Source organism: Nisaea nitritireducens (assembly GCF_014904795.1).
In the GTDB taxonomy this organism is placed as follows: domain Bacteria; phylum Pseudomonadota; class Alphaproteobacteria; order Thalassobaculales; family Thalassobaculaceae; genus Nisaea; species Nisaea nitritireducens.
Window position 1 is genome coordinate 1 of record NZ_JACZFS010000019.1, and the last position, 20,216, is coordinate 20,216.

The 20,216-nt window shown below is 60.1% G+C and carries 22 protein-coding genes; 6 read left to right on the plus strand and 16 right to left on the minus strand.

Annotation, left to right across the window (positions count from 1 at the left end; translation table 11 throughout):
* Positions 1–12: 12 nt before the first annotated feature.
* The 3 genes from IG629_RS07440 to IG629_RS07450 are packed head-to-tail and all read right to left on the minus strand — an operon-like array spanning position 13 to position 2,975.
* The gene (locus tag IG629_RS07440) at positions 13–999 is read right to left on the minus strand and encodes an MlaD family protein (protein ID WP_193171343.1); all 987 of its coding nucleotides are present in this window, start codon (positions 997–999) and stop codon (positions 13–15) included.
* Positions 1,000–1,019: 20 nt separating this feature from the next.
* Positions 1,020–1,835, minus strand: coding sequence for an ABC transporter ATP-binding protein (locus IG629_RS07445; protein ID WP_226886532.1), 816 nt, complete (start codon positions 1,833–1,835; stop codon positions 1,020–1,022).
* 3 nt (positions 1,836–1,838) lie between these two features.
* Positions 1,839–2,975 carry an MlaE family lipid ABC transporter permease subunit gene (locus IG629_RS07450; protein ID WP_193171344.1) on the minus strand — a complete coding sequence of 379 codons (1,137 nt, stop codon included), beginning with the start codon at positions 2,973–2,975 and terminating at the stop codon, positions 1,839–1,841.
* 169 nt (positions 2,976–3,144) lie between these two features.
* Here IG629_RS07450 and IG629_RS07455 point away from each other — a divergent pair, with 169 nt between their 5' ends.
* Positions 3,145–3,660 carry an adenine phosphoribosyltransferase gene (locus tag IG629_RS07455; protein WP_193171345.1) on the plus strand — a complete coding sequence of 172 codons (516 nt, stop codon included), beginning with the start codon at positions 3,145–3,147 and terminating at the stop codon, positions 3,658–3,660.
* Positions 3,661–3,667: 7 nt separating this feature from the next.
* Here the strand turns inward: IG629_RS07455 and IG629_RS07460 are convergent, their stop codons facing one another.
* A complete protein-coding gene (locus tag IG629_RS07460; protein WP_193171346.1) occupies positions 3,668–4,585 on the minus strand; it encodes a transcriptional regulator GcvA in 918 nt (305 codons plus the stop codon).
* Positions 4,586–4,778: 193 nt separating this feature from the next.
* On the opposite strand from IG629_RS07460, the gene IG629_RS07465 reads away from it, so the two are divergent.
* A complete protein-coding gene (locus tag IG629_RS07465) occupies positions 4,779–5,051 on the plus strand; it encodes a DUF1127 domain-containing protein (protein WP_193171347.1) in 273 nt (90 codons plus the stop codon).
* Between the two features lie 57 nt (positions 5,052–5,108).
* Here the strand turns inward: IG629_RS07465 and IG629_RS07470 are convergent, their stop codons facing one another.
* The 5 genes from IG629_RS07470 to IG629_RS07490 form a co-directional block, all read right to left on the minus strand.
* Positions 5,109–6,335 carry a bifunctional alpha/beta hydrolase/OsmC family protein gene (locus IG629_RS07470; RefSeq protein ID WP_193171348.1) on the minus strand — a complete coding sequence of 409 codons (1,227 nt, stop codon included), beginning with the start codon at positions 6,333–6,335 and terminating at the stop codon, positions 5,109–5,111.
* Positions 6,336–6,611: 276 nt separating this feature from the next.
* Positions 6,612–7,241, minus strand: a complete 630-nt coding sequence (locus IG629_RS07475; RefSeq protein WP_193171349.1) for a DNA-3-methyladenine glycosylase I — start codon at positions 7,239–7,241, stop codon at positions 6,612–6,614.
* Between the two features lie 13 nt (positions 7,242–7,254).
* Positions 7,255–7,542 carry a YciI family protein gene (locus tag IG629_RS07480; RefSeq protein WP_193171350.1) on the minus strand — a complete coding sequence of 96 codons (288 nt, stop codon included), beginning with the start codon at positions 7,540–7,542 and terminating at the stop codon, positions 7,255–7,257.
* A 16-nt stretch (positions 7,543–7,558) separates the two neighbouring features.
* Positions 7,559–8,161 (minus strand): TetR/AcrR family transcriptional regulator, encoded by a 603-nt coding sequence (locus tag IG629_RS07485; RefSeq protein WP_193171351.1) that lies wholly within the window; start codon positions 8,159–8,161, stop codon positions 7,559–7,561.
* A 61-nt stretch (positions 8,162–8,222) separates the two neighbouring features.
* Positions 8,223–9,098 carry a DMT family transporter gene (locus IG629_RS07490; protein ID WP_193171352.1) on the minus strand — a complete coding sequence of 292 codons (876 nt, stop codon included), beginning with the start codon at positions 9,096–9,098 and terminating at the stop codon, positions 8,223–8,225.
* Between the two features lie 94 nt (positions 9,099–9,192).
* On the opposite strand from IG629_RS07490, the gene IG629_RS07495 reads away from it, so the two are divergent.
* Both IG629_RS07495 and IG629_RS07500 read left to right on the plus strand, forming a co-directional pair.
* Entirely contained in the window at positions 9,193–9,447 is a 255-nt protein-coding gene (locus tag IG629_RS07495; RefSeq protein ID WP_193171353.1) for a hypothetical protein, read from the plus strand.
* 103 nt (positions 9,448–9,550) lie between these two features.
* Positions 9,551–10,072 carry a P-loop NTPase family protein gene (locus IG629_RS07500; RefSeq protein ID WP_193171354.1) on the plus strand — a complete coding sequence of 174 codons (522 nt, stop codon included), beginning with the start codon at positions 9,551–9,553 and terminating at the stop codon, positions 10,070–10,072.
* Positions 10,073–10,204: 132 nt separating this feature from the next.
* On the opposite strand, the gene serA is transcribed toward IG629_RS07500, so the two are convergent.
* Positions 10,205–11,782: a phosphoglycerate dehydrogenase gene (gene serA / locus IG629_RS07505; protein ID WP_193171355.1), complete on the minus strand. Its 1,578-nt coding sequence runs from the start codon at positions 11,780–11,782 to the stop codon at positions 10,205–10,207.
* Positions 11,783–11,862: 80 nt separating this feature from the next.
* Positions 11,863–13,026, minus strand: a complete 1,164-nt coding sequence (locus IG629_RS07510) for a phosphoserine transaminase (RefSeq protein ID WP_193171356.1) — start codon at positions 13,024–13,026, stop codon at positions 11,863–11,865.
* 632 nt (positions 13,027–13,658) lie between these two features.
* On the opposite strand from IG629_RS07510, the gene IG629_RS07515 reads away from it, so the two are divergent.
* Entirely contained in the window at positions 13,659–14,165 is a 507-nt protein-coding gene (locus tag IG629_RS07515) for a hypothetical protein (RefSeq protein ID WP_193171357.1), read from the plus strand.
* Positions 14,166–14,354: 189 nt separating this feature from the next.
* Here IG629_RS07515 and IG629_RS07520 read toward each other — a convergent pair whose 3' ends face one another.
* The 3 genes from IG629_RS07520 to IG629_RS07530 form a co-directional block, all read right to left on the minus strand.
* Positions 14,355–14,747, minus strand: coding sequence for a hypothetical protein (locus IG629_RS07520; RefSeq protein ID WP_193171358.1), 393 nt, complete (start codon positions 14,745–14,747; stop codon positions 14,355–14,357).
* Positions 14,748–14,868: 121 nt separating this feature from the next.
* Positions 14,869–15,552: a hypothetical protein gene (locus IG629_RS07525; RefSeq protein ID WP_193171359.1), complete on the minus strand. Its 684-nt coding sequence runs from the start codon at positions 15,550–15,552 to the stop codon at positions 14,869–14,871.
* An 80-nt stretch (positions 15,553–15,632) separates the two neighbouring features.
* Positions 15,633–16,607: a glutathione S-transferase family protein gene (locus tag IG629_RS07530; RefSeq protein WP_193171360.1), complete on the minus strand. Its 975-nt coding sequence runs from the start codon at positions 16,605–16,607 to the stop codon at positions 15,633–15,635.
* 129 nt (positions 16,608–16,736) lie between these two features.
* On the opposite strand from IG629_RS07530, the gene IG629_RS07535 reads away from it, so the two are divergent.
* On the plus strand, positions 16,737–17,408 hold the full coding sequence (locus tag IG629_RS07535; RefSeq protein ID WP_193171361.1) for a Fe2+-dependent dioxygenase: 672 nt from the start codon (positions 16,737–16,739) through the stop codon (positions 17,406–17,408).
* 13 nt (positions 17,409–17,421) lie between these two features.
* On the opposite strand, the gene IG629_RS07540 is transcribed toward IG629_RS07535, so the two are convergent.
* A complete protein-coding gene (locus IG629_RS07540) occupies positions 17,422–18,009 on the minus strand; it encodes an NUDIX domain-containing protein (protein ID WP_193171362.1) in 588 nt (195 codons plus the stop codon).
* Between the two features lie 72 nt (positions 18,010–18,081).
* Positions 18,082–19,953: a glucans biosynthesis glucosyltransferase MdoH gene (mdoH, locus tag IG629_RS07545; protein ID WP_319025044.1), complete on the minus strand. Its 1,872-nt coding sequence runs from the start codon at positions 19,951–19,953 to the stop codon at positions 18,082–18,084.
* Positions 19,954–20,216 lie beyond the last annotated feature (263 nt).

A 20,216-nucleotide genomic window follows, 5' to 3' on the forward strand; every position in this document is an offset into this window, starting at 1 on the left:
TCTGTTCACTCATTAGTCGGTCTCCACACCTTTGTTTCTGTTGCCGAAGAGGATCCGCGCCGGATCCGCCTCGACCTGCCGGACTAGCCGGTCAAGATCGTTCATCAACTGGCGTCCCTCGACAAGGAACTCCGTCAGCTCATATAGCCCGGTTTCCGCGAAATCGTTGACCGCCTCGCGGTTCTCGGAAATCAGGGTCGCCGCTTCATCGGATGCCTTGCTGACATTCTGCAGCGTGTCGCGAAGATCGGCCGAGACAATCGCGATTTCCGCATCGACGGCCGAAACCGTGCCCCGCGTTGTTGCCATGGTCTGGGATATTTCCTCGCTCATCACCGAAATATCGCCGCTGACCTGCGCCACGGTCTCGTCCAGCACCAGCATCGTCGTATGGGCGTTCTCGATGATCTCTTCGATCTCGGTGCTGCGGTTGGCGAGAATGGCGGAAACGCTCTCAAGATTCTTCAGCGTATTCTGGATCGACGTTCTGTTCTTTTCGTTCAGTAGCTGGTTTGCCCGGTTCACCAGAACGACGAGCTGCGAGGCAATTTCCGGGGCAGCTTCTGCAACCTCCTGCAGAACCGACGCACGGGATTCCAGCACCGGCACCTCGTCGCCCGGACGTGTCGCCAGAAGCGGCGCGTCGTTCGAACCGCCGGCAAGCTGGATATAGCCAACGCCTGTCAGCCCCTGGCTCTCGAGAATGCCGTAAACGTCCTGCTTGATCGGCACCTTGCTGTCGAGCTCGACGCGTACCCGGATGATCTCGATATTGTCCGGATCGATGGCGATGTCGGTCACCTGACCGACCGGAATTCCCCGGTACCGGACCGGGCTTCCAACCGAAAGACCTGTCACCTGCTCCGCGAACTCGATCTCGTAGATAGAGACGTCCCGGTCGAGCTCGACCTTGCCGAGCCAGACGACGAAGCCCATCCCGGCCGCGAACATCGTGAAGACGAACAATCCGACGACGACATAGCTTGCCCGTGTTTCCATGGCAGTTCCGTCTCCCTCCCCTAGCCCTTGAGGCCCGGGGTTTCGAAAGCGGCCCGCGCGCGGGGCCCGTGAAAATATTCCTGTATCCAGGGGTGCGGGTTGGCAACCAGCTCCTGCATAGTCCCCACCGTCACCTGCTTGTCCAGCAGCACAGCGATCCGGTCGCAGATTGCCACCAGACTGTCGAGATCGTGGGTGACCATGACCACAGTGAGGTTGAGGCTGCTTTGCAGATCCCGGATCAGCATGTCGAAATTGGATGCGCCGATCGGATCGAGACCGGCCGTCGGCTCGTCCAGGAAGACCACCTGCGGGTCCAGCGCCAGCGCCCGGGCCAAGCTCGCCCGCTTGCGCATACCGCCGGAAAGCTGTGAGGGGAACTTGTCCGCCGCGTTCGGCGGCAGACCGACCATATTGATCTTCAGCAGCGCCAGCTCGCGCATCAGCAGCTTCGGAATACCGCCGCGCTCCCGCATCGGCGCCATGATGTTCTGCGCCACAGTGAGCGAGCTGAACAGCGCGCCATCCTGGAACATCATGCCGAACCGGCCTTGCAGCTTGCGCGTCGGCATCTCCCCACGTCCGGCTTCGATCCTCTCGCCCAGAAGCTCGATCTCTCCGGCCGCCGGGATCTGCAGACCGATGATGGTCCGGAGCAGAACGGATTTCCCGGTGCCGGACCCGCCGACAACCCCCAGCACCTCGCCGCGCCGAACGTCCAGATCGAGTTGGTCATGCACGACCTGAGTGCCGAAGGCGTTCCGGATGCCGCGCAACCGGATGGCTGGCTGGCTCGCGACGTCGCCGGAAAAGCTCTCGTCCGTCATCGCTGCCATGGCTCAGATCCCGATTTCGGCAAAGAAAACCGCGAACAGCGCATCCAGCACAATCACGATAAAGATGGACTCCACCACGGCCTTGGTGGTGCGGAAGCCGACACTCTCCGCACTGCCCGAAACTTTCAATCCCTGATGGCAGCCGACAACCGCGATGACATAGGCGAAGACCGGTGCCTTCAGCATACCGGTGCCGAAGTCCCAGAAATCGACTGCGCCCCGGAGCTGGGTCAGGAATTGCTGGATCGTCAGGTCCAAAGTCAGCACCGAGATCATGGCGCCGCCCGCAAGTCCGGCAATATCGCCAATGAAGACCAGGATCGGCAGGGCTATGAACAGCGCGATCAGACGCGGGATCACCAGCACGTCGACCGGCGACAGGCCAAGCGTTTCCAGCGCATCAACTTCCTGGTTCACCTTCATGGTACCGATCTGGGCGGTAAAAGCGCTGCCGGATCGGCCAGCGACGATGATCGCCGTCAGCAACACGCCGATCTCGCGCAACACGGAGACGCCGACAAGGTTGACGGTGAGGATTGCGGCGCCAAACCGTTCGAGCTGTAGCGAGCCCATATAGGCCAGCACCACGCCAACCAGGAAACAGAGCAGCGCGACGATACCGACCGCATTGAGCCCGACATATTCAAGCTGGCTGACCAGCGCCACGAAGCGGAGCTTCGTACGGCCAGTCAGCAGTGCCAGCAGCGAGACAATGGTGAGACCGAAAAATCCGAACAGATCGCGTCCGACATGGGCCATGTCGAACATCGCCTTGCCGGCACGGGCAGTAATCACGATCAGCGGGTTCGGCCGGTCTTCGTCCGTCGGCACGTCCGGGTCGGGGATAAAGGCCTTCTCCAGCAGCGCCTCAAATTCCGACTGCAAGCCGTCCAGCCGCACGTCGATGCCGCGCCCGGAGAAGGCCTCGGACGTCCGTCGGAGGACCCAGGCCCCGGCACTGTCCAGCGCCGTGACCTCGGCAGCGTCGATCACCACCTGACGCGGAGATGCTTTCACAGCCTGCCGGAATTGCCGGTCGAGCCGTGCGGCCGCTTCGACGGTCAGCGGCCCGGCAATGCCGACCCTGAGTTCCCCGCCGGCTTCCGTGATCGAAAGCGAGGTTTCGACTGCAGCCGCCACGTCTTGTTCCCCCCAGTCCAAGGACACCGGAATAAACCGGTCGGCGTGATGATTGTCCCCGGGCACATCCCCTGTGCCCGAAAACCCCAATATTGCACAAGATACTGGAATTCATTGCAACTCTCACCTATCAAGGCCGCTGCTTAACAGATCGCGCTGGAATCCGAGCATGGACCTCAAGAATCATATCCGCGAAGTGCCCGATTTTCCGAAGCCGGGCATCCTGTTCTACGATGTCTCGACCCTGCTGGCGCATCCGGCCGCCTGGAAGGCAACCGTGGACCGGCTGAAAACCGTCGTCGACAGCTACAAGCCCGACGTGCTGGCCGGCATCGAGTCACGCGGCTTCCTGGTCGCCGCTCCGCTCGCCCTGGAACTCGGCCTCGGCTTCCACATGATCCGCAAGAAGGGCAAGCTGCCCGGCAAGACCATTCCTTATACCTACGATCTGGAATACGGCACCGACACCATCGAGGTGCAGGACGGCGCCATCGAACCCGGCCAGCGCGTGGTCATCCTGGACGATCTGTTGGCCACCGGCGGCACGCTTGCCGCCGCCATCGAACTCGTCCGCAAGGTTGGCGGCGAAGTCACCGGCGCCGCCAGCATCATGGAACTCACCTTCCTGAAGGGCCGCGACCGGCTCGACATCCCCTTCACCTCCTTGATCGCCTACGACGACTGAGCGGCACTCACCCTTCCGGCACACTCACCGCACGCACTTCTTCCATAAGCCAATCCCGGAACGCGGCGATCTTTGGTGTATCGGCACGATCCTTCGCACTCAGCAGATAGAAGGAGAAGGTGAGCGGCGTACTGAGGCCGGGCTCGAAGGGGCGCACGAGGCGGCCCGCCGCGACGTGATCCGCCACCAGCAAATCGCCGACCAGAGCCACGCCGCGGCCATCGACTGCGGATTGAACAGCCATGCTTTCCATCGTGAAGCGCGGGCCACGGGCCGGGTCGATATCGTGCAGGCCCGCCGCCAGCAGCCACATACGCCAACTCGCCTCGACTTCAATCCAGTCAATATGCAGCAGGGTATGGTGGCGTAGATCCTCGGGCCGGCGCAAAGGATGCGCGCCCTCCAGAAGCGCCGGACTGCAGACCGGCGTATTGAGCTGGCCGAACAACGGGTCAACCCGAACACCCTCATAGCCGCCGGGGCCATAACGCACTGCCACATCGACATCGTCGCGCATCAGATCGACCAAGCGATCGGTTCCGTCGACGCGTATTTCGATGTCCGGATGCCTGCTGCGGAACCGCTCGAGCCTGGGAAGCAGCCACATGCCGCCGAACGAGGGGCTCACGCTGATGGTCAGAACCCCGCTCTCACAATGGCTGCGTATCTGGTCCACCGCCTGGGCCAGCTTGTCAAAGCCCTGCCCCAATGCTGGCAAGGCAGCCTGGCCCGCCTCGGTAAGACGAAGCGCCCGGGTCAGACGCCGGAACAAGGGCACCTCAAGCAGCTCCTCCAGTGCCTTCACCTGATGGCTGATCGCCGCCGGCGTCACGTTCAGCTCAGCCGCCGCTTTTGTGAAACTGAGATGCCGCCCGGCCGCCTCGAAAGCCCTGAGCGCATTGAGCGGTGGTTGCGGTCGCCCCATCATCTATACCCAAATTTTTCTAATACATAAGTCGAAATATTCTCGTTTGTCAGCATCCACAATTATCAATATTTCTTCAATTAATTCAATGAATACATCTTCACCTTCGGGTGAAACAGGGAACAGAAATATCAAATAATTCTGTTTCATAAAAATCGGCAAACGACAAAACCACGAGCCGTCGGAGGAAGTCATGCACCTACGTCACCACCAAACCGATCTCGCCTACGATTTCAAGCGCCCCCACCCCAAACATCCGTTTCTAAATACCCTGTCACGGCTCACCCGAGCCATGGAAACAGCGGTGCGACAGGGGCTCGGCAAAATCTCCCGCGAGCGACAGCGGCGCGACGGGGTCCGGGAACTTCACAGTCTGAGCGACCGCCAGCTTCTGGATATCGGTGTGGAGCGTTCCCAGATCGCCGAGACGGTCGAGAAAGTCCTCGAACAGAAAGCGCCGAAGTGACCGCTTGAAGTGCAGGCGGCAGGCAAAGCTGCAAGCTCTGCCCCCCTCAAGCCATCATCAAACGATTTCGACCATCTCCGTCTCGATGATGATTTCCGAATGCAAAGTCCGGTGGACCGGGCACTTGTCGGCAATCTCCCGGAGCTTTTGCCGTTGCTCATCATCGAGCGGCCCCTCAATCGTGATCTCCCGGCTGATCTTGTCGATCTTGCCGGCTTTCGTCTCACAGGCGGCACAGTCGTCAGCGTGAACCTTACTGTGCCGGAGCCGGGTCTCGAGACGGTCGATTTGCCAGCCCTTGCGTTCGGCATAGAGCGCCAGCGTCATGTTGGTACAAGCCCCGAGCCCCGCCAACAGAAAGTCATAAGGTGCCGGGCCACTATTATCGCCGCCGACACTTTTAGGCTCGTCCGCCCGCAGCCTGTGCCCCGCCGCAAGGACGGCTTGCGGGAATTTCCCCTCGCCAAGATGCGCGACCACGACCTCTCCCTCGCGTGCGGCGAGCTGCAGCGGCGCCTCTTCCGGAACAAGGCGGCCCGCCCAGGCGGCAATGACCGAGGCAACATAAGCCGCGTCGGCTGGCCGGGTGAGCAGATGGTCCGCCTTGTCGAGAGAGACAAAGCTCTTCGGATGCTTCGCTGCGGCGAAGATCCGGCTCGCATTCTCGATACCGACGCTCATGTCCAGGGGAGCATGGAAAATCAGCAGATCCCGTTTCAGGTTCGCGATCCGCTCTTCCAGGTCATGCGTCTTGAGATCGTCGACAAAGGACTTCCGGATCCGGAAATTCCGGCCGGCGAGCGACACCTCGGCTTCTCCCTCGCGCTCGATAACGTCAAGATCCGCGCCGAAATTATGCACGACATGTTCCGGGTCCGCCGGCGCCCCGATGGTCGCAACCCCCTTGACCTCCGGGATGTGAGCCGCCGCCGATATAACCGCGGCGCCGCCAAGCGAATGCCCGATCAGCAATGTCGGCGCCATCCCTTCCGCGCGCATCCAGTCCGCCGCCGCGACAAGGTCCTCTATATTCGACGCGAAGGTCGTATTCGCGAACTCCCCTTCGCTGTGCCCGAGTCCCGTGAAATCGAACCGCAGCACGGCAAGGCCCTGCGCAGCCAGTCCGCCCGCAATCTGGCGCGCGGCGGCAATGTCCTTCGAGCAGGTGAAGCAATGGGCAAACAACGCATACCCGCGCGGCTTGCCAACCGGTAGATCAAGGCGCGCCGCCAGTGCACTACCATGCGCCCCCGGGAAACTGACTTTTCTGGTCTCGACCGACATGGATACCCCTCACAAATCGACGTCATGGATAGATGGCATAACCGGTCATGGTGACAAGACCATAACCGCCCTGAGTGATATATGCAGAGCTGCAGGAATGAGGCGTCATATCCGCGTGAGCGGGGCGTCCTGAAACACTGAAGCAGCGCCGAGAAAACACGAGACCTGACATGCACCGCAACTGTGACGCACCCTAGCCCCCGAACCGTCATCCTGGCCAGAGAGCCGGGACCTAGATGATTATGGAGCCGCGCCCGCCCTCCGCCGGGTCCCGCATCACGTGCGTGATGACGATGTAGAGATGGGATGCTCGAAATGCGCCCGCGCGGCCGTCACCCACTCGCGCACCACGCACGCTTCCACATGATCGTTGATCAGCCCCGTGGCCTGCATGAAGGCATAGACCGTGGTCGGGCCGACGAATTTCCAGCCACGCTTTTTCAGCTCTTTGGAGAGCGCAATCGACACCGCTGACGTGGACGCCGTCTGCGGGGCGGCAAGATCCGCCGCGCCCGGCTCATGGCTCCAGAAGAAAGCCGCAAGCGAGCCTTCGCGCTGCACCATCTCCACCGCCCGGGCCGCGTTATTGATCACCGCCTCGATCTTGCCCCGATGGCGGACGATGCCCGCGTCGCCGAGCAGCCGCGCGACGTCCTTGTCTGTAAATGCAGCAACTTCCGCGAACGCGAAATTCTTGAAAGCGGCCCGGAAGTTCTCCCGCTTCGCCAGAATGGTTCGCCAGCTCAGCCCGGACTGGAAACTTTCGAGACAGAGTTTCTCGAACAATCGACGGTCGTCGGCGACTGGAATCCCCCATTCAGTGTCGTGATAGGGCAGAAATTCCGGGGCGCCGCCGCACCAGCGACAGCGCGGCTTTCCATCCGGCGCGATGAATAGGTCGCTCATACCGTCTGTCTCCTCAGACGGCGAGAAAATCGAGGCGAGGGTCTGTCATGGCCGTGGCGATTTCGATGATTTCCGGGCGGACCACATCTTCGGCCACGAACGGGTCTTCCGCCAGCCGTGCCTCTAGAGTTTCACGGTCAAGATTATACGCCAGAATGCCCCCGCCCGCTCCGGGAGGCAGGCTTCCAGCCATCAGAAAAACACCGTCCTCGAAGCCGCGTTTCAGCCAGGCCTTATGCCCGTCCATAAACTCACCGGCGCGATCTTTGTGTTCAGAGAATTTAAGCAAGGCGATAAACATCGGATCGATCTCCCGGTCAGTGCTGATGTATGGATGAAGGGGCGGAAGCGCCCGGCTCGGTTTCAGACGCCAGCCAGGCGCACATGGACGCGACTTCACGGTCGACAAAAGCTGCGTCCCGATAGGCGGCGGACAGCGTTGCGACGCCCTGACTGCGTACCAGTAGATGCATGGCGAGCGCATCCGCGTCTGCCGCCCGGCCAAGCCGTTCGAACTGCCGTCGGAGCCAGACCCGGAACAGGGTGAAGATCCGGGCCGCCTCGTCCTGGGCGCTATGGTTCAGCTTGGCGAGCTCAGTGCTGAGAGAGCCGACGGGGCAGCCGAACTGCTCGATCTTGTCCCGGTTGCGGATCAGGATCTGGATGAAGCTGCGAATGCGCTCCGCCGGATCTTCACCGGCACTCTCCCAGTCTTGAAGCATCTCCGAGGTGTTCGCCATACGGCGCGCGATCACGGCCTCCAGCAAATCATCCTTGGCCTTGAAGTGGTAATAGAAGTTACCCCGGGAGATACCGACCGCAGCGGCAATATCGGCGAAGGATGTCGCCTCGAAGCCCTGTCGGTAGAACAGATCGTTTGCACAATCGACGATCAGCGCGCGTGTGTCTTTGTTTTTCACGCCTTCAATCTCCGGGAACCTGAAGCATGCATCACAGAATTAGGGCAAGCGACCTAAAAAATCAACTGGCGCGAGGAGAGACGGGTTTAAGGCGCGCTTCGCGGTACATCAAATAGGCGGAGGAAGAAAAGATAATCGCCGCTCCCGCGAGCGTGTAAGGATCCGGTATCTCAGAAAACAGGATATATCCGAAACCAGCGGCATAGAGCAGTTTCGTATATTCAATATTACCGACCACGCTCGCCTCGCCGAGGCGCAGCGCCTTTACCGCGAGCCATTGCCCTGCGACAGCGACGAGCCCAATGGCAGTGAATACAAGCCCGTCCGCCAGATCTGGCGTCTTCCAAAACCAGAACATGGGAATACCGGAGAGCAACCCAACAAATATGGCCTGATAGGCGAGGATTGTGCCAGTGCTTTCGGTCTGCGCCAATTTGCGCACGGAAACCTGCGCAATTGCCGCGCCGAACGCGCCAGCAACCGGAATCAGGGCATGCAGGTCAAGGAGTCCGGCCACACCTGGCTGCATGACGACGACAACGCCGCAAAATCCGGCGATGATAGCGAAAATGCGATGCCGGTCGACCAGTTCCCCCAGGAAGAAGGCGGCAAGCAATCCGACAAAGAAAACTTTCGCAAAAGACAGGGTGATCGCGGTCGTTAGCGGCAGGACGGCAACCGCCCAGATTGCGGTCGACAGCGCTATAAAGGCGCCGATCAGCCGGGCCGCATGCACGCCCGCACGCTTCGTCTTCAGGCTACCCGGAAAATCGCGCGCCAGCGACGGCAACGACGAGGTAAAGACAAAGAGCTGACGGATAAAAAGAATCTCCAGCACGTGATACTCGGCGACCACGCTCTTCACCAGAGCTGCCTGCCCCGCGAACAGGGCGGCAGCGAGCAGAGCCCACAGAATGCCTTGCAGGTTTCCGGACATGATGTGACTCTTTGTTAGAGATTATTTTGTTACCTTGGTACCAACTTACTAAAGAGTCAATCCGCATGTATCGTTGCGGGGAAAGCGGTCAGCAATGGTGAATAAAACGACAACGATCGAAAGAGTGCAGACCGGGGTGCGGATCGAGAAGCGGATACTCAAGATCCTGAAGGCGGTCGCGGCGCATCACGACATCAGTCTCGGCGATCTGATCGAAGGCATGGTGTTGCATAATTTTGAAGGCAAAACGCCATTCGGACCAGAGACGCTGGCTTTCATCGAGACAATGCGGAAAGCCTACAAGCTAGATCTCACGTCAACCGATGCACACAGCCTGGCGGAGGGCTAGGCGGATCCGAAAAGGCCTGGCATCGACGCCAGGGCCCACCATGCGAAAGCAGCTGGACGTGATCGGCCGGTAGTTTGACGGCTCTGACCATGGAGCAACATTCATGAAGCGCATACTTATCGTGGGCTGCCCTGGTGCCGGTAAATCGACTGCCGCCAGGAGCCTCACGAAAATCACCGGACTGCCAGTCATTCATCTGGACGGGCATTACTGGAAGCCCGGATGGGTACGTCCGGGGCAGGATGAATGGCGCGCGAAAGTTCAGGAACTGGCAAATAGGCCGCGCTGGATTATGGACGGTAATTACGGCGGATCGCTGGACCTTCGTCTACCGGTCGCCGATACCCTTATCCATCTGGATTTCTCCACGGCGGTCTGCGTCACCCGTGCCTTGCGGCGCGCAATAACCGGGCTGGGCTCTCTGCGCGGGGAGGAGTTTGACGAGGGATGTCCTGAGCGCCTGGACTGGGCTTTTTTACGCTTCGTGTTGAATTATAGGCGCGGACAGAGATTGCCGGACCTTGAACGCCTGTCCCATTTCAGAGGGGAACAGCACCGGTTCACCGCACCCCGGCAGCTCAAAATGTACCTGGCGAATCTAGAGGCATCTCGTAGCAAAGAATAAGTCCCATGGACCCAATCCGGCCCCATCCAGATTCGTCATCCCCTCGCACGAGGGGACCCAGGAGAAGATAAGCTCTGCTTCATGATCCTCTGGGTCCCCGATCGGGGTCGGGGATGACGGTGTTGGTTATGGTCAGAACTTCAGCGCATCCACCCGAGCCACGTTCGGCAGCTTCTTCACGGCGGCGAGCAAATCTTCGCTGACAGCGCTGTCGACCTCGACCAGGGCCACCGCCTCGCCGCCCTCTTCCCGTCGTCCGAGATGGAAGGTGGCGATATTAACCCCGGCATCGCCAAGAGCAGAGCCCAGAGCGCCGATGAAGCCCGGCTTGTCGTAGTTTCGGACATAAAGCATGTGCTCGCCGAACTCGGCCTCGATGGCGATGCCCTGCACGTCCACAAGACGCGGCAGGTTCTCGGCGAACAACGTGCCCGCGACGGACCGAGTGCGCTCGTCGGTTTCGACTGTCACCCGCAGCATGGTCTGGTAGTCGCAGGGACGGTCATGCTTGATCGTGGTCACGGCGATCCCGCGCGCGTGCGCTTCCGCCGGGGCGCTGACCATATTGACCGAGGTCAGCGTCGGCTTCAGCACACCGGTGAGTGCGGCGGCCACGACCGGAGCCGGATTGATCTCCGAGGCCAGCCCTTCGAACTCGATGGAGATCGACTTGATCGCACTGCCGATCACCTGACCCGAGAAGGCACCAAGATTTTCTGCCAGCTTCATATAAGGCTTCAGCAACGGCGCCTCTTCCGCCGTGACGGACGGCATGTTGACAGCGTTGGTCACGGCACCTGTCAGCAGATAGTCGGACATCTGCTCCGCCACCTGCAGGGCCACCTTCTCTTGCGCCTCGCTGGTGGAAGCCCCCAGATGCGGCGTGGCGATGAAGTTCGGTGCGCCGAACAGGACGTTCTCCTTGGCCGGCTCCTCGACGAAAACGTCGAAGGCGGCGCCGGCGACGTGACCGGTCTCCAGCGCGCCGCGCAGGGCCACCTCGTCCACCAGACCGCCACGTGCGCAGTTGATGATCCGGACACCCGCTTTCATCTTCTGGATTGCGCCCGCATCGATGATGTTCCGCGTGGCATCGGTCATCGGCGTATGCAGGGTGATGATGTCCGCCTCGGCGAAGAGCTGATCAAGCTCGACCTTGGTAACACCAAGCTGCGCCGCCCGCTCGTCACTGAGATACGGATCATAGGCGGCAACCCGCATTTTCAGGCCGCGTGCCCGCTCGGCAACAATGGCGCCGATATTGCCGCAACCGATCAGTCCCAGGCGCTTACCGGTCAGCTCGACGCCCATGAACTTGGATTTCTCCCACCTGCCTTCCTGGGTGGAGCGGTCGGCGGCGGGAATCTGGCGGGCCAGCGCGAACATCATCGCAATGGCATGTTCCGCTGTCGTGATGGCATTACCGAACGGCGTGTTCATCACCACCACACCGGCAGCCGTGGCTGCGGCGGTATCGACATTGTCGACGCCGATGCCGGCCCGGCCGACAACCTTGAGGTTCGGCGCCTTGGCCAGAACCTCGGCCGTCACCTTGGTCGCGGACCGGATGGCGAGGCCATCGTAATCACCGATGATGTCGAGCAATTCCTCGGCGGAAAGGCCCGGCTTGAAGTCTGTTTCGAGGCCACGCGCGCGGAAGATATCCACGGCGGCAGGGCTCAGCTTGTCTGAAATTAGGACTTTGGGCACGGCATGCTCCTCGTGCGCTCGTATTTCTTCTGCAATCTCGGGAAAGACGCTCCCGGTCGGTTGCCGGGAGCATTCTTCGATCAGGCGGCCTGTGACCTGGCCTGCTTCACCTGACCGTAGGCCCAGTCGAGCCACGGCAGCAGAGCTTCCATATCAGAGGCCTCGACGGTCGCCCCGCCCCAGAGCCGAAGCCCGGCAGGCGCGTCTCGATACCCGTTGATGTCGAAGGCAACACCTTCGGCTTCAAGCAGGCTGTCGATCTGCTTCATGGCCGCCCGCTGGTCATCCTCGGACAGACCGTCGAACCATGGGTCGGAGGCGGAAATACAGATGGAGGTGCTGGAGCGCACGGCCGGATCGGCCGCGAGGAAGCCTGCCCAGTCGCTTTTTTCAACCCAGGCAGAGACCGCCGCGAGGTTGGCTTCGGAGCGGGCGATCATACCCTTCAGGCCGCCGATCCCTTCTGCCCATTTCAGTGCGTCGAGCACATCCTCGACCGCGAGCATGGAGGGCGTGTTGATAGTCTCGCCCTTGAAGATGCCCTCGATCAGCTTGCCGCCCTTGGTCAGGCGGAAGATTTTCGGCATCGGCCAGGCCGGAGCATAGCTTTCCAGCCGCTCAACAGCGCGCGGGCTGAGGATCAGCATGCCGTGCGCCCCCTCGCCGCCCAGCACCTTCTGCCAGGAATAGGTGGTGACATCGAGCTTGTCCCACGGAAGGTCCATGGCGAAGACGGCCGAGGTCGCGTCGCACAGGGTAAGACCTTCGCGGTCATCCGCGATCCAGTCGCCGTTCGGCACCCGGACGCCGGAGGTCGTCCCGTTGAAGGTGAAGACGGTATCGCGCTTGGGGTCGGCAGCGGAAAGATCCGCGATCTGGCCGTAATCGGCCTCTAGCACCCGGACATCCTCAAGCTTGAGTTGCTTGACCACATCCGTGACCCAGCCGGAACCGAAACTTTCCCATGCCAGCAGGTCGACGCCGCGGGCACCGAGCATGGACCACATGGCCATCTCGAAAGCGCCGGTATCGGACGCCGGCACGATGCCGATGCGATAATCGTCCGGCACGCCCAGCAAAGCGCGGGTGCGGTCGATAACTTCCTTGAGTTTGGATTTTCCGATCTTGGATCGGTGAGAACGCCCTAAAGCGGCGTCAGCAAGTGCAGCGGGGCCCCATCCGGGTCGCTTAGCGCAAGGTCCGGACGAGAACTGGGGAGCACACGGGGTTACCGTCGGCTTCATAGTATCATCCTTAACATGTAACCACTCGTTGGGGAGTGGCGGCCCGCCGCAGACGCTATGGATTTCGCCGAAACTGTCAACAGGGGAATTGTTGCCATTTAATGTTGCAGCGCGAAAACTCTGCTCCAACCCCTTCCGAAAATGGAAAAGATCGTTCGAATTCAGAAAGGATCAGAGGCGTTTCAATACGCCCCACGCTCCATTCATTACATTCAAAATTCGCTTAAATTACTTCAAATCGTTGCAAATTAATCACATCGCGGATGAGAAACCGGCTCATTCCAAATCGAGATCAATTTAACGAGATGAATGGGTTGCACCATAGAAATTTGCAGCATATATTGTGCACTGCAATACGGAGTGCCCAGCCGTATTGTTTACTTCTTGGGCGTTTCCTCCCTTAACTCGGGCCGCTGCAAAGCGGCCCTTTTTTCTTGCCTATAGGTCAGTTCTGACCGGCAGAAATCGCCTGTTCCGGCACAATCCCAGCCACCGGACAACCCGCCTTAATATTATTTAACCGTTGTAAATCAGCTAGATACGAACTGCCACCTATCGCCAACACATACTGGCCCGGCTCTTGCTCCTCTTGCTCGGACAATCAACGCAGCACCCGACAGCTGGAGCAAAAAATGGCAGACTTCGATTACCGCACCTGGCCGGCCCACGGCTCGACCATCGAGCATTCCGACGAGAACTGGATGAAACCAGCCGGGCGTTATAACCACGGGTTTTCGTCTGCCGACCAAGTCCACGGCGAAACGACGGCTGCGAACCAGAATTTCGGGATGCCTGCCTTCTCGCTGGCCGATCATCTGCCGGACGTCATCGTCGACGCGGTCGCCGAATGGGCCACTCATCTTCAGCACCAGACCTGGCGTCTGCGCCGGCGCGCCCTCTCACGCTTTGCCGAAGCCTTTGCCGACCAGTTCGTGGCACTCAACCCGGCCCTGAGCGATGAGGAATACGAGAGCCTGACCGACATCGGTTACACCTGCCTGCTTGAAAAGCTGGACAACGGGCAGCCCATTGCCGATCTGGACCAGGCACATTGCTACAAGCGCAGCGTCCATGACGAACACCGGTTCGCCGCCGATCTCTTCATCGAGATCAATGTTCCGACGGCAACCATCCACTGATTTCCCCCGCGCCGTCCCCCCAACGGCGCATCTCCCCTGCTAAGGGCCGCGAAAGCGGCCCTTTTTTTGATGCCGATTGTTCTTTTGGTTCTTTCGGGTCCGGTAACGGGCCTGAAAGCTGTGACGCCATATCCGGAAAATGACGTCAGCGAAGCAGATCTAAGATCGGGAGAGCTTTCGAGGGTGTCCTCACCCGAGCGCGTCGTCGCTTTGTTCAAGCCAGCGGCAAGCGTCATCATAGTCCTCGAACAGTCTTGTCGTCTGACCGTACCGACTTTCAGAGACCACGCGCCAAAGCTTGAGGAGCAGGAAGTCGGCGTCCTTGAGTGCCAGGACCGCAACACGAACAGACTGCCGTTTCGGCGTCTGCTCCATATAATTCAGCACGAACTTCATATCCTCGACCGAAAAGGCTGACAGATCAGCCTCGCGAAAATCCCAGAGTGCGTTCAGTCCGTCGGAATAGCCGTCGACCTGACGCATTTCAGTGATGGCTTCCACCATGGAAGCGCCGGTGACAGCGCCGTGGCAGATTCCTTCGACGAATTTCCCGTCAGGCCGTGTTCTGATTAGAAAGTGCATACTGAATTCACTGCAAGATAATGCCTGCGGCATAGACAGCCGCAGGCTTGGAGAAATTCAGACTCTCTTACTTTTTGCTATGCGTCGAGGTGCTTTTCCGGCACCCGTCAAAAATATCGGGCTAACGACGCTTCGACATGCCTGAAACAGAGATATCGCCCGCCTCGATAGCATCCCGCATGGCTTCGAAGCCCTGCGTCATTTCTTCGTACATTTCACGATAGAACTTGAGCTCGGCAATCTCCGCTTCCTGGAGGAAGCCCTGACGCGGTGCGCCCGCATCGAGCAGCTTGGCGAAATAGCGGCCACGGGCTTTTGCAGCCATCTGGGCGATGCCTTCAAGTTCACCGGAGGCGACCTCCATGACCGTTTCCTGGGTCAGATGCCGGTTCTGCTCATTCCTGTAACGATCAAGCTCACGGGCATATTGCTGCGGATTGACGCGCATCGCGTTGTCTTTGCCGTGCAGCCAGGGAGCATTCTGTTTCGCTGGCGCCGGTCGGGCCTGCTGGGCCTTCTGCGCCTGCTGGGCTGCCCGTTCAGCGGCAGCATTCGCGTTGGCCGGACGTGGCGTCCGTGCAGGAGCTGCAACAGCCGCGCCGGGACGATCCGCTCTTTCGGCGCGAAGCGGCTGTTTCGCCGCCGGAGCCGGCTGCGGCGCAGCCTTCGCGGGAAGCTTGGATGCAGCTGATTTACCGCCCTGACCATCTTCGGGATACGGGTCCCAGTCGGCACCAGTGCCATTGCCCGAAAGATCCTTCAGGCGGGAACCCAGACCCGCTTTCAACGCCGATGTCAGGGACATATGCTGCTCCTCTCATTCGTGGGCCGGTACTGCACCGGCATCTCGAAGAGGGATAAAGCAAAGAGCGTGCCGGTTTCGGATCAGGCAGCCAGAAGACGGGCCCGATCATGCGGTCGGTCGAAATCGAGCACCGGTCCCTTCGGCACGATGCCCTTGGGATTGAGGCTCTTATGACTGCCGAAATAATGCTGCTTGATGTGCCGCAGATTCACTGTTTCAGCCACGCCATCGATCTGGAACAATTCCCGCAAATAATTGGAAAGGTTCGGAAAATCGGAGATCATCTGGCGATTGCACTTGAAATGGGTGAAATAGACCGCGTCGAATCTGACAAGCGTTACGAAGAGCCGCCAATCCGCTTCCGTAATCCGGTCTCCGACCAGATACCGGTTCCGGCCCAGCATTTCCTCTAGCGTATCGAGGCGGGCAAACAATGCATCGTAAGCGTCCTCGTAGGCATCCTGGGTCCCGGCAAATCCGTTCCGGTAGACCCCGTTATTGACGTCACTATAGACGCCTTCGTTCACGGCATCGATTTCCGCCCGAAGACCTTCCGGATAAAGATCCAGAGCAGCATCCACACCGTCTAATCCGTTAAAGGCGCTGTTGAGCATGCGTAGGATCTCGGAGGATTCGTTAGAAACGATCGTGCCTTCCTTCTTGTCCCAGAGTACCGGCACGGTGACGCGACCCGTATAGGACGGATCCGCCTTTACATAGACCTCACGCAGGAACCTGGCGCCATTGACCGGATCTTTAGAGCCGTCCGGATCGTCCCCGAAGAACCAGCCATCCTCGCCCATATGCGGATCGACGACGGAGATACCGATATGCGGCACCAGCCCCTTCAGGGATCGGGCGATCAATGTGCGATGCGCCCATGGGCAGGCATATGACACATAGAGGTGATATCGTCCGGACTCTGGAGCGAAGCGCGCGTCGAGCGTATCTTCAACGGCATTGCGGAAGGCCGACTCCTTCCGCTGGAAGCGGCCGTTTTTCGTTTTCGCGCTCACATCGTCCGGCTGCCATTCGCCATCCACCAGCATACCCATGCCCGGTTCTCCCGCTCTGATTTCTATCTTTGAGATCTGGCGGCTGCAGCCATCACATCAAGGCTCGTATTTGGAAACGGTCCTGTTACCATGCTGGCCAATTACCATGCGGGAAGGGAAATTGGGGCCATGGTTGCGGTCATACGCGGGCTATTGAACAAAGATCAGGTGAAAACCATCGCGGCGAAGCTGTTTTCGGCGCAATTCATCGATGGAAGCTCGAGCGGCGGTCCGCTCGGCAAGGACATCAAGAAAAACACGCAGGTTCCGCCGAACAGCCCCGAGTACCGCGAAATGGCGGAACTGGTGATGGGCGCGATGAAAGCCAACGAGACGGTTGCCATCAAGGCCCTGCCCCGGCGCATCCTGTCGCCGATTTTTGCCTCCTACACCACCGGCAACAAATATGGCGAGCATATCGACGCCGCGCTGATGGGTCCCTATCCCGGCATGCGTACGGACCTCTCGATCACCATTTTCCTGAATAAACCGGATGCCTATAAAGGTGGCGAGCTGGTGCTCAGCACCGATTTCGGCGAACAGGTCTACAAGGAAGAGCCTGGCGACGCAGTGCTCTACCCGACACATTATCTGCATCATGTGAACCCGGTAACGTCCGGGCGCCGCCTCGCCATCGTCACCTGGATGGAAAGCATGGTGCCCGACCCGTTGAAACGGGAAGTGATCGGCGACCTTGCTGAAACGCAGGCGATCCTGACAGGCTCAGACGTGGACAAGCGTGCCGTACTGATGCTCGAGAAAGGCCGGCTCAACCTGCTCCGCATGTGGGCGCAGCCTTGAGCCCGCCGAAATACTAGATGAAATGTCTCGCGAGTCCGGCCGGCAACATGCCGCGCCGGGCGAGCGCATCGGCTTTCAGCAACATGGTCTGGGCAATTGCATCCACGATCTCTCCGCTGAGCGCCATTTCGACCGCCTCGCGCACCGGCAAGCAACGCACTTCAAGCCGCTCGCACGCTTCAGGCTCCGCCATGCCTTCTTCAAGATCCCAGGCGATGAAACCGATTGCCTGCTCGTCTGTGATGGAGTTCGAGAGATCCATCCGCAGAAGTTCCTGCCAACCACCAGCTTTCAGGCCGGTTTCCTCCAGCAGCTCACGTTCGGCGGAGCCTTGCGGGTCTTCGAAGGAGCCACCGCCTTCCGGCAGCTCCCAGCTATAATAGTCGCGTGGAAAACGCTGCTGGCCGACAAGCCAGGTCATTCCCTCGCCATCCACCGGCAGGATGCCGACCGCCAGCCCCTTTACCCGGACGACCCCATAGAGGCCCGGGTTGCCGTTCGGGTCGGTCACATCATGTTCGACAACGCGGATCCACGGATTGTCATACATTTCCCGTGTATCGAGCACCTGCCAGGTAGCCCGGTCCTGCCGTTCCGTCATCGCCGTTCGCTCCCATTTTCACGCGAGCAAACCCTATGCGAGCAGGGACAGGAACAAAAGAGCGATAACCGGTCAGGCACGCTCCGGATCAGCCAATGGGCGAACAGCCGGAGCTGCACGGAGGATAGGCGCAGGCTGGGGCATGCTGATCCGCACGTCCCGCAGCACTTCCGGGACCAGACTTTCCTCGGGAATGGCGCATAGCCCGAACCGGCGGAAAAAGCGGCCAAGCATCGGCATCGCGGTGACGACCGCAAACGGCACGGACAGTAACAGACCGGCAATCACAGGCGTCGCCCATGGCAGGATGTGTGGCGCGACCACTGAAAGCACCACAAGAAAGGCGGCGCCGAGTACCGTCTGCAGCCAAAGACCGCTCAGCGCTTCACCCAGCGTCACCCGCCTGTCGTCACGCTCCTGCGCGTCCCAGCGAATCCGCTTGCCGAAGAACAGCCCGAAAACGAAGACGGTCTGCGCCAAAGCGACAACAGGTGACAGAAGCAGAGAGAAGAGAGTCTCCAGCACGGTTCCGGCGGCAATCCGCAACCCTCCGCCATAAGACCGACGTCCCGCGCGGCGCAATGCGATATCGAGAATGCCGAACAGTTTCGGCGCAAAAGTCATCCCCATAACAGCGGCGAAGAGCGCCAGACCGAAACCGGGCGCTCCCAGCGCGGGAACGCTCCCACCATTGGATGCTGCCGTCAGACACAGATCCGTCAGGCCCAGCCCCATGAAGGCGTACCAGAGCGGCGCGCCGGTATACATCATGATGGCGAGCAGCAATTGCAGCCGCCCCATCGGCCGGACGCCGCGAATCAGAGAGGGATGCCGGAACAGTTTGAGATATTGCATGTTGCCCTGACACCAGCGCAGATCGCGGGTCAGGAAATCCGGCAGCGTCGTCGGGTTCTCCTCGTAACTGCCGTCTTCGAGCGGCAGCACCCGGACTTCATAGCCGCCCCGGCGCATGAACACGGCCTCGACCTGATCGTGGCTCAGGATCTCGCCACCGAGCGGGCGTGTTCCCGGCAGGGCTGGAAGCGCGCAGTTCCGGCGGAAGGCTTGCAGCCGCAAAATGGCGTTATGCCCCCAATAGGGCCCGTCCGGGCCCTGCCACCAGGCGCTGCCCGTCGTATAGGAGCGCATGCCATGACGCATACCGAACTGGAACATGCGGGCGAAGGCACTGCTGGCAGGCATACCAGTCACCAAAGTCTGCAGGATGCCGAGCGCGGGGTTGTGCTGCATAAGCCGAACCAAGCGCAGGATTGCCGGACCGGACATCACGCTGTCCGCATCCAGAACGATCATGAAATCGAAGCCGTCGCCCCAGCGCGTGCAAAAATCCTCGATATTGCCGACTTTCTGACGGATGTTATCCGTCCGGCGACGGTAATGCAGCCGGTCCGGGCGCTCGTTTCCGTCCCGCCACGCTTCGAACAGGCTCTGCTCGCGCAATGCGATGTCCGGATCGGTCGTATCGCTCAAAAGGAATACATCGAAGGTATCGGAGAGGCCGGTCGCATCCAGACTGTCAATCACGGCTTTCAGATTGCCGACGACCAGATCGGGGCTTTCATTATGAACCGGCATAACGATTGCCGTGCGGCCGCCGATCGCGGACGTCTCGTCCTCCAGACCGGAAAGGCCGGTCACAGACCGTAGCCAGTCACGCTTGAAATGCAGCAGGGAGAACCCGATCACCGCATTCCAGAAGCCGATCACCATCCAGGGCGTGTTCAGGGCAAAGACCGTGATCATGGCAATTTCAATGGCCCGCAGGCCGTCCGCCGCGAACACGTAAGTGAGCGCTGACACCAGGGCAAGAATGGTGCTTGAAACCAGCCCCAAAAATAGGATACGCCGCGCTGTCATCCTCCGGCTCGTGACCGAGAGTCCTGCCCCCATGCGGTGTCCTGTATCCATAGCCCCTAGCCCCATCGGCCTGCTGCCACTCAACGCGAGCTCAACGACGGCCGTGCCGCTGCCCGTGCATTACCACCTGATCCATTGGACCAGGACGATGTCTTTTTTATGATTGCGGAAGAAAGGACATCGTTCTTTTGCCCGCCGCAACATTTCAGACATTTGATCCGGAGATGCCTCCGCGTCAGCAAAACAAGCTTCACAAAGACGCGAGACCAAATTGACTGGAGTTCCGCGGCGTTCCACCGCTTATTACCTCTATGGCACGATGATAACGG

Coding starts and splice junctions, on each gene's coding strand:
- IG629_RS07440 (WP_193171343.1), bottom strand. CDS start 999: ATGGAAACACGGGCAAGCTATGTCGTCGTCGGATTGTTCGTCTTCACG.
- IG629_RS07465 (WP_193171347.1), top strand. CDS start 4,779: ATGCACCTACGTCACCACCAAACCGATCTCGCCTACGATTTCAAGCGC.
- IG629_RS07480 (WP_193171350.1), bottom strand. CDS start 7,542: ATGTTTATCGCCTTGCTTAAATTCTCTGAACACAAAGATCGCGCCGGT.
- IG629_RS07445 (WP_226886532.1), bottom strand. CDS start 1,835: ATGGCAGCGATGACGGACGAGAGCTTTTCCGGCGACGTCGCGAGCCAG.
- IG629_RS07520 (WP_193171358.1), bottom strand. CDS start 14,747: ATGCACTTTCTAATCAGAACACGGCCTGACGGGAAATTCGTCGAAGGA.
- IG629_RS07475 (WP_193171349.1), bottom strand. CDS start 7,241: ATGAGCGACCTATTCATCGCGCCGGATGGAAAGCCGCGCTGTCGCTGG.
- IG629_RS07470 (WP_193171348.1), bottom strand. CDS start 6,335: ATGTCGGTCGAGACCAGAAAAGTCAGTTTCCCGGGGGCGCATGGTAGT.
- mdoH (WP_319025044.1), bottom strand. CDS start 19,953: ATGGGGCTAGGGGCTATGGATACAGGACACCGCATGGGGGCAGGACTC.
- IG629_RS07510 (WP_193171356.1), bottom strand. CDS start 13,026: ATGAAGCCGACGGTAACCCCGTGTGCTCCCCAGTTCTCGTCCGGACCT.
- IG629_RS07525 (WP_193171359.1), bottom strand. CDS start 15,552: ATGTCCCTGACATCGGCGTTGAAAGCGGGTCTGGGTTCCCGCCTGAAG.
- IG629_RS07455 (WP_193171345.1), top strand. CDS start 3,145: ATGGACCTCAAGAATCATATCCGCGAAGTGCCCGATTTTCCGAAGCCG.
- IG629_RS07515 (WP_193171357.1), top strand. CDS start 13,659: ATGGCAGACTTCGATTACCGCACCTGGCCGGCCCACGGCTCGACCATC.
- IG629_RS07460 (WP_193171346.1), bottom strand. CDS start 4,585: ATGGGGCGACCGCAACCACCGCTCAATGCGCTCAGGGCTTTCGAGGCG.
- IG629_RS07495 (WP_193171353.1), top strand. CDS start 9,193: ATGGTGAATAAAACGACAACGATCGAAAGAGTGCAGACCGGGGTGCGG.
- IG629_RS07530 (WP_193171360.1), bottom strand. CDS start 16,607: ATGGGTATGCTGGTGGATGGCGAATGGCAGCCGGACGATGTGAGCGCG.
- IG629_RS07490 (WP_193171352.1), bottom strand. CDS start 9,098: ATGTCCGGAAACCTGCAAGGCATTCTGTGGGCTCTGCTCGCTGCCGCC.
- IG629_RS07500 (WP_193171354.1), top strand. CDS start 9,551: ATGAAGCGCATACTTATCGTGGGCTGCCCTGGTGCCGGTAAATCGACT.
- IG629_RS07535 (WP_193171361.1), top strand. CDS start 16,737: ATGGTTGCGGTCATACGCGGGCTATTGAACAAAGATCAGGTGAAAACC.
- IG629_RS07540 (WP_193171362.1), bottom strand. CDS start 18,009: ATGACGGAACGGCAGGACCGGGCTACCTGGCAGGTGCTCGATACACGG.